Genomic DNA, 8,589 nt, shown 5'->3' with positions numbered 1-8,589 from the left:
AATAATCTCATACTTATGTTTTTGTGATTCATGGTGTTAATCCTTCGCAAAAGTTTATTTTTAGACTGTATGATCGGTGTTTACTTATGTGTCAATCATTTTATTCCTATCTGTATGTCCAAGTTTAAGAAATTACTTGCAAGAGTCCTGAAATGTTTGTATGAGAAGCAATGAAAGCCTTTTGTAACATTTATGAAAGAAAAATGAAAGAGGTTTAAATTAAGATAAACTTACCGATATTAATTTAAATATGTTGGTAACAGTATAATTAGAAAGTAAGGAACAAAGTCATGAGAGAAAAGATAAAGAGAAGTATAAAAAAAATTTCCCCTGTAGGAATAGCGATGGGAATCTTATTCAGTTTCAACCCAATTACAAAACATAAAGCGCATGCAGACGTTGATACAAGAGAAACGATTCTTACAACATTTGGAGATACCTATGATACGTTTCTAAAAGAGCCTTTTGTTATTCTTTTATCAGAACAAAGTGCTAAATATGATTATACAGCTAACAATGAAAATCGTGCTTACAAAGCTCCTACTTTTAACAAAGGAGAATTTGGTATTAGTGTGTATGATTATTATAAAAACCAAAACTTTTCTAAAAAAATTAAAATTTTCTATGAAGATGGGAAAGTTGAATATAAAACGATAAAACATGGTCAACAACTTCTGATTAAGCAAGCTGGTATAATAGTGGACTTAAATCCTGATGCCTCAGATCTATATGAACGTGATATGTATTATATTACACAAAAACAATTAGATGGAGGAAATACTGGTATTGCGCTTACAAATTGGCAAACATATTACTTAAAAAGTGACAATAGTGGTCAAATGAATGGTCCTTTAGCTCTAAAATATATTAAACAGGAATTTCCAAATATAAAACCAGGTGATGCTTCTTTTGATCTAATGAAACTTTTTCATGCACTACCGGGAGAGAAGCGAAAACTGGCAACGATAACTTCGAATCCAGTAAAAGCATCTGGAATTTTTAGTTATACCTCTGATGAGCTTGCTGAGATAAAGAAACATAAACTCGCCGTATTTTGAGAAGAAGTAAATTTGTATATTTTTCACAAGAAATAAAAATAAGACTTAATCCTTGTGAGGAAAATAAGCCTTTTTATTATTTAGACTCACACAAATGATCTGCACATCAATTCTTCTTTGATATACAGATCATTTGTATGATAATTTTTACAAATAATTGCGGAATAATGGGCTTACATTACTGCTTTTAAAAGTTCTGCTACTAACGGAAGTACTCCACCTACAAATTTCAAAACTGCCATTGCGATTGTCATGTTATTTCCTCCTCTTTTTATGTATTAAGATGTGGTAAATCTTTATACCCTCATTATAGTAAACGCTTACATGTATATCAATACATTTTGATATGCAATATTACATCTTAAAACCATGTTTTATACTGTTATAATAGCATAGGTAAATTCTACAGCATTTTTCGATGAACTAAACAGCTAATGAACATGAAATTTCTCGTAAATAAAAAAGGAAGAGAATTATAAAAATTCTCTTCCTTTTTTATGTGTTGTGATGTGTTCATAAACATAATGCATCTATATTTATAGAAAATACATAACAACTATAGAAAAATCCACATTCTATCTATTTACACACGTACCGCTGTACCGCTTACAGCCACCATTAACATTCCATCACGAACGACTTCGTAGTCTACATCAATACCAACAATTGCATTTGCACCTTTTTGTTTCGCAAGAACTTTCATTTCTTCCATTGCAATATCACGTGCTTCTTTCAATTTACTTTCATATGCACCAGAACGGCCACCAACAACGTCACGAACAGAAGCAAATAAATCGCGTACGATATTTGCCCCCATAATTGCTTCACCGTTTACAATGTCAATATACTCAATAATTTCTTTTCCTTGAATCGTAGAAGTTGTTGTTACAATCATTACTAGCACTCTCCTATAATATCTAAAAATTTATTATTTCTTATACTTTTATTATCACATTGAAATCGTAAATGAACTATCTAATTACCTTACATAAAGATGACACTTTTGTAAGATTTCATAAGGAAAAAAATGAAAGTAAGTTTTATATGGTAGTTTAAATTGGTGAATTGATTTAAGAATTAACAGTTCATTAAGAATATAGCAATCTAAAATTTTTTAATTACACGAATAATGACATAGAATATATATTCTATGTCATTATATAAGGGGGATTCAGAAAATAAGGTATCTTTTCCGTATCTCTTTATTTTTCTAGTACATCTGAACGAACTAGTTTTAAATCATCTGTTTTAATTGCACCTGTTGAAGTAGATGATACTTTAACTTTTGTAGCTGTATCCCAATAACCGCCACCTTGCCAAAACTGTGCAAAAGGTGAATTGATTGTTTTATTTACAGCTCCCGCAGCAACCGATCCAGGTTTTAGGCTATACTCAGCAGTAACTTGATATAATGCTGCTGTAATCGTTTTATCAGTATCGTTAGTAAGACTAAATTTACGGGATACTGTTTGTTCTTCACTTAATGAGATACTTGTACCAAATGTACTTTGGAACTCATAACTTGCTCCAATTTCAAAAATATCTTCAATGCCAACACCAGCATTGAAACCTACAGTGTGAGCAAATGATTGTGATTGTTCATTAGTCAACCCTGTTTTGATGTCAAATGTTACTTCATATCCTGTGTTTTTAGCTGGAATTGATGCTGATCCACCAGGAACTTTCTTAAGATATTTCTTTTCAGTTAGTTCAGCATCTTTTAGTGGGTTAAATGGTGTCTTCGCTGAATAACCAATTGTTACAGCCTTTTCAGCGCCCCAATTATTGTCACCCCAAATGACTTGGATTCCAAGCTCATCTAAACTTTTCTTTCCAAATTCCTCTAGAATCGCTCTTTTCAAGTCACCTGGTCCTACAAAAAATTCTGGCGACCAAATTGAATCTTCAGCATCACTTTTTTCATAATATTTAGATTGTAATATTTTTTGTACATCAGGATCATTTGGATCTTGAGCATAACGAGTTTGGAAAAAGTTTTCTAATGTTTCCAGAACAAGTCCTTTTACAAAGGCTTCTCCATAAGTGCTTCCAAAATATTCTTCGATTTGGGATTCACTATACCCCATAAATCTTAAATCATCATAAAACCTAGGTGTTGGATCCATATGTTTTAGTTCTTTGTTTCTCCACTCCCCAATAATTTTATTGTTATTTTTATAAAAATAATCTAAATATACATATGTAAGAGGCTTTGCTTGCTTGATATGAGGTGGTGTAACAGATGGAAAATTCGCTTTAATAATATTATTATTGATATAATTTGCATCAAATTCTTGGTTTACATTGGAATTTTCTTCAGATACCTGTCCCTCTTTAAGGTTTAATGACGGATTTTCTTTTTCAACAGAAGTAATTGCGCTAGAACCTGAAGATACTGATACTGTACTTGCTTCTGCTTTTAAAGAAAAAACTGGACTTGCTAAAACAGCAAATGCTAATGCTGCGGGAATTACTTTTTTCTTATAATTCATATGATCTCTCCCTTTCTTTTATCATCTCTACAAGATTACAAAAAATGAAATTATACTGTACATTGCTTATACTTTTTACTTCGGATTAAAATAAAATCACTTTCGATATATTTATCTTATTATATATATCTTTCAATTTACTTTCATAAATGTTACAAAAGTCTTTCATTGATTTGAAAGGCTTGGAAATTTCTAAAATACACGTATCAAACTCAAATTATAGTATTTACTCTCAGGATGACCCTTGAACCCAATAGTCGTTTCCGTTTTACTTTATCTGCTATTTGCGGTCGGTAAGACTTCCACATCAAGATTTAGAGAGAAACAAAGAAGATAGGTGGGGGATGAAGCCCCCACCCGTTGGAAGTTTCACTTTATAACATACATAACTTTTGCCATGTATAAGTGTATTTTGTTATTTGTTATTCACGTACGTATCAAACCATAAATGAATATATCCAGCTGTAATACGCTGTGCTTCCATTAAACGTTTTCCTGTTACCGGTGTTACTTCAGAACGCCATTTGTCAGCAGAGTCTTGTGATACCGCTGCTTTTAAGAACCAATTCTTCGTATTGTCATTAACAATTGATGGGAAATCAGCTTTTGCTGCTGCTGCTGATGCATGAACCCACTCTTCTGGATTTGCACTTTTCCAATTCCAATAGCCATCTCCATCTGTTACTCTATAATTGTCTTTCACTGTATCAACGAAGTTTTCATATTTTGAGTGGAAGCCAAATGGATGCGAAATGTTAGTAAAGTTTGCTGCATGCATTGGTTGGTTGACATCCCCTAAATAATGAAGTGATAATCCTAAATAAAAGAATGCATTTTTCATATCTTTATTTTGATAAGCTTCACCAGCTAATTTAAAATACTTTGCTCCCGTTTGCTTTGCTTGTTTAGCAAATGGAATATATGTTTTTCCTGAATCAGGATCATAGAAGTGTGAAGCGAATGTAGAATGATCATAGTATGGGTTTTTATAATCTGCAGAATAAATACCTTCCTCCAAATTAGTACGCCATTCATTTAATAGAGCTGTCTCATTTTGCTTCACCACAGTTGTATTTTGGGACATAATATCAATGGCTCTGTTTACAATCCATAAATGAGAACTTACTCCTTCATTATGTACAGATTCTGCTGACCATCTTTGAGCAATAGGTGGATCAAATTGCCCATCATTTTCATGTGCGAACGCCACGCTCTGAACAGGAGCTGTTAAAGCAATTACAGAAGCTATAGCAAACATTTTTCTTTTCATAAATATTCCTCCATTTGATATATAATTTAACTTTCCTTCATAGCGTTTTCTCTTACCTTACCGGAAGACACGTTAAATGCTAATAAGTACAGTTATATAAAGCCGAATGTAACAAATACCCTATTGTAAAGGTACCAATTCATAACCAGATTGATATGGCGGCGCAGAACTTCCCCATAGTTTATCTTGATTTGAAAATGGTTGACCTGAAGGCTCTAGCTCGAAATACGATGTAACTCCATACTCAGAATTTTGTGGATCTGCACTGTACCAATCACAAGGTCTACCCATTTTATCTCTAAGATAATCAGTTTTACCTGTTATTAAATTGATTTCCTTTGCATTTTGTTCCTGAACTGTTAACGTGCTTTTTGATTGATCGCTAAAATAAATCCAGCCGCGATTCCCTGCATTGACATATTTTTTAGTTCCTCCTGCCTCAGCATTTGGTCCCCCAATCCACATTGACATGGTAACTGGCGTATTATGTCTTATATATCCATCACTTTCTACCCCATCTGGAGTTTCGAAATTGATAGGTGTACCATAGTACTCATTACCTTTTGTATCCTTATGAGTCTCAGCAGTACCATAATAAGATTTATCTTTATATTGAATTACATAATGCCAACCCGCAAACTTCTCATAAGTTACTCCAAGTCTCTTCTCACCTACACCTGCATAAGCAGCATACCGAGGCTTACCATCCCAAATTTTACGTACCATTATATAATCTTTAGATGTCTTGACTGGATCCCCATAAATATCAAGTATACGACTGTCCCCAGCTGCATAAGCAGAATTTGTAGGAAAAACAGTAACGATCAAACTAAATATTAGTGCTAAGAATGTAAGTATAGGTAGTTTTCTTTTAATCAACATGTCTTAATATCTCCTTATTTTCACTAATGGTTTTACTCCCTGCGCGCATCGTCTACTAGTGGACAAGCCTCATCCTAGCTAACAAATCTTTCATTTCTCTTTCATAAATGTTACAAAAGTCTTTCAAAGGTCTGACCTCTTTACTGATGAAACTAGCACACAAAGAAGAAAACCTGCATGTTTACTGGCTTTATCGATAATCTATTTAATTAAATATATAAATTATACAAAAATATGCAATATTACATATCGAAATGTATTGATATCGATGTAAGCGCTTACCGCAATAAAAACATAAATATGTACCACATCTTAACACATAAAAAGAGTAGGAAATAACATGGCAATCGCAATGGCAGTTTTAAAATTTGTAGGTGGATTACTTCCATTCGTTCAAGAACTTTTAAAAGCATTTATGTAAGTTCGTTATTTCGCAATTATTTAAAAAAATTATCATACAAATGATCTGTATCTCAAAGATGAATTGATGTGCAGGTCATTTGTGTGAGCAAGCTTTAGCAAAAAAGAATCCCAAAAGAAATAAGGGATTCTTTTTCTCTATTTGCGTGATTAACATCTTTGCCGCTTATGCTAATAAAAACCCTTCAATTGTCCGAGGGATTTTTCATTTTAGATACAATGATTACTGATAAAAAAGTCTTTCAACTGTATTATTTCTTTTCTGATATAACGGGAAGAGTAAACCAAAATTCACATCCCTGTTTACCATCTGGACGGTTCCGAACACCAATTTCTCCTTTATGCATTTCCACTAGTGATTTTGCAATGGCGAGTCCAAGTCCAGATCCTCCAGATTGTGAACTTCTTGATGGATCTGTTCTGAAAAAGCGTTCAAATATACGTAGTTGTTCATCGTAGGAAATCCCATTCCCCTCATCACGCAAAGTGAATATAATTTGCTGTTTCTGTCTATTTTCCTCTACAATTAACTCAATTGTGCCACATGTAGGAGAATGTCGAATCGCATTATGTAACAAATTATTGATAACTCGTGCTATTTTACATGGCATAATCCAAAGTTTTGGTAATGTATCTGAAACACGTAATTGCAAATCAATCTCTTTATCTTTCAATAGGATAGCATGTGAATCTATTACTTTTAATAGAATACTATCTACATGTTTTAAACTTGGATAAAATACTTCTTGTCCAAGTTCTAACTTAGAAAGCTCAAATAAATCATTAATTAATCCACTTAATCGTTGTATTTCGTTTAGAATTGTCGTTAGATACTGATTTTTCATATCAGCATCTTCAATTAAACCATCCTGTAACGCTTCTATCATCAATTGTATGCTAGCAAGAGGCGTTCGTAAGTCATGTGAAATATTCGTAATCAGCTCAGTACGTTCTTTTTCTCCTTTTTCTAACTTAGTAAAGCTTTCTTCTAATTTTTTTGCCATTTCTTGAAAAGCTGTGGCTAATTCTTTAAACTCTTCCGGTTCTTTCCCTATTATGTACATCGTTTCAAAATGTCTATCACTAAATTGTTTGGTTAATGCAATTAAATTTTGGATCGATTTCATAATAGGACGTGTCATTAACCAGTAAATAATCGTTGAAATAATTAGTGCTACAATCACGATTACCATAAATAACCGTGTCTGTTCTGGTCTAAGTAACATTTGTATTTCGCTATACCAGATAGAGATTAACATGATACCCGTACTTAATAAATTCATCAATAACAATTGAACTCTTAACTTCATATTTCATTTCCTCCATCTGGCTCAAAGCAATAACCTATACCCCAAACTGTATGAATCCAACGATTCTTTGTTGTATGTTTCTCTAATTTCTCACGTAGGCGACTTACTAAAACTGTTACTGTATTTGTGCACCCTTCATACTCAAAATCCCAAATTTTTTCAAGAAGTTGAGATCTTGAAAATACTTGTCTTGGATGTTTTGCCATAGTATGAAGTACCTCAAATTCTTTCACTGTTAACTCAATTTCATGCCCACAAACAAATACCCGTCTTTTGGTTGGGTGAATCTCTAAATCTAGGAATCTTATTATTTCTGATACTGGTTCTTGTATTTGTATTGTTGCTTGATTGCCTCTTCGTAATAGAATTTGTACCCTTAATACTAATTCACGAGGCGAAAACGGCTTTGTTACATAATCATCCGCGCCTATTGTTAATCCCAAAATCCGATCTCTTTCTTCTCCCCTAGCAGTCAAAATAATAATAGGAACATTAGAGTGTTGGCGAATTTCCTCACATAGTTCCCATCCATCTTTTTTCGGCATCATCAAATCTAAAACAATGAGATCTGGTTGATATTGCTGAAATAAATTCCAACCTTCTTCTCCGTTTACAGCGGTGTATACTTCATATCCTTCTCTTTCTAAGTACCGTTTGCATATTTCACGGATATTATCTTCATCTTCTATAATTGCAATTCTTGTTTTCATACATAAAATCTCCTCTGTTCCTTTATCAATAATAAAAGAAATCTTTTTCTGATTCATTTATAATATTGTAAAATGTTTTTTAAAATTGTTAGTATTTTTATTTTACTAACGATTAATATAAAATTTATATTCGTGAGTTTATCTTAGTTTAAATATCTTGCATATTTCTTTCGAAAATGTTACAAAACTCTTTCGTTAAAATCGTATAAAATTCCGAATTTTATACGATTTCCTGGATTTTTTCAGCTTAGCCCCATGCCCATTAAGCGAAGATTTTGAAGTATCTCCAAAACAAAATTTTATTTGTAAAATTAATTAAATAGTAAACAAGAAAGGCTGGCAAAATGCTAACCTTTCTTGTTTTTTGGGTATCAATTTTTATTTTAATAAATCAATAATAACTAAAAGAAATGGTTTGTCTCGTTCTTGTTATACAAAGATCTTTTC

The 8,589-nt window shown here is 32.5% G+C and carries 7 protein-coding genes; 1 reads left to right on the top strand and 6 read right to left on the bottom strand.

All coding sequences use genetic code 11. The annotated features are described in order from the left end of the window. The first annotated feature begins 290 nt into the window (after positions 1-290). Positions 291-1,058 (top strand): hypothetical protein, encoded by a 768-nt coding sequence (locus ORL93_RS30345; protein WP_265960293.1) that lies wholly within the window; start codon positions 291-293, stop codon positions 1,056-1,058. Positions 1,059-1,641: 583 nt separating this feature from the next. Here ORL93_RS30345 and ORL93_RS30340 read toward each other — a convergent pair. From ORL93_RS30340 to ORL93_RS30315, 6 genes are all read right to left on the bottom strand, one after another. Next, positions 1,642-1,953, bottom strand: coding sequence for a heavy metal-binding domain-containing protein (locus tag ORL93_RS30340; protein WP_033678739.1), 312 nt, complete (start codon positions 1,951-1,953; stop codon positions 1,642-1,644). Between the two features lie 307 nt (positions 1,954-2,260). Continuing rightward, complete coding sequence (locus ORL93_RS30335; RefSeq protein ID WP_265960292.1) at positions 2,261-3,550, bottom strand: hypothetical protein; 1,290 nt, start codon at positions 3,548-3,550, stop codon at positions 2,261-2,263. Positions 3,551-3,965: 415 nt separating this feature from the next. After that, positions 3,966-4,820: a phospholipase C gene (locus ORL93_RS30330; protein ID WP_265960291.1), complete on the bottom strand. Its 855-nt coding sequence runs from the start codon at positions 4,818-4,820 to the stop codon at positions 3,966-3,968. 120 nt (positions 4,821-4,940) lie between these two features. Beyond that, positions 4,941-5,702 (bottom strand): hypothetical protein, encoded by a 762-nt coding sequence (locus tag ORL93_RS30325; protein WP_323055359.1) that lies wholly within the window; start codon positions 5,700-5,702, stop codon positions 4,941-4,943. Between the two features lie 671 nt (positions 5,703-6,373). Next, complete coding sequence (locus tag ORL93_RS30320) at positions 6,374-7,432, bottom strand: sensor histidine kinase (protein ID WP_265960288.1); 1,059 nt, start codon at positions 7,430-7,432, stop codon at positions 6,374-6,376. Further along, positions 7,429-8,142, bottom strand: coding sequence for a response regulator transcription factor (locus tag ORL93_RS30315; RefSeq protein ID WP_265960294.1), 714 nt, complete (start codon positions 8,140-8,142; stop codon positions 7,429-7,431). Before ORL93_RS30315 ends, ORL93_RS30320 begins: the two co-directional genes overlap by 4 nt. Positions 8,143-8,589 lie beyond the last annotated feature (447 nt).

Source organism: Bacillus sp. DHT2 (genome assembly GCF_026241455.1).
Taxonomy (GTDB): domain Bacteria; phylum Bacillota; class Bacilli; order Bacillales; family Bacillaceae_G; genus Bacillus_A; species Bacillus_A pseudomycoides.
The sequence above is the reverse complement of the archived record's forward strand: the minus strand, read 5'-3'. Positions and strand labels throughout refer to the sequence as shown.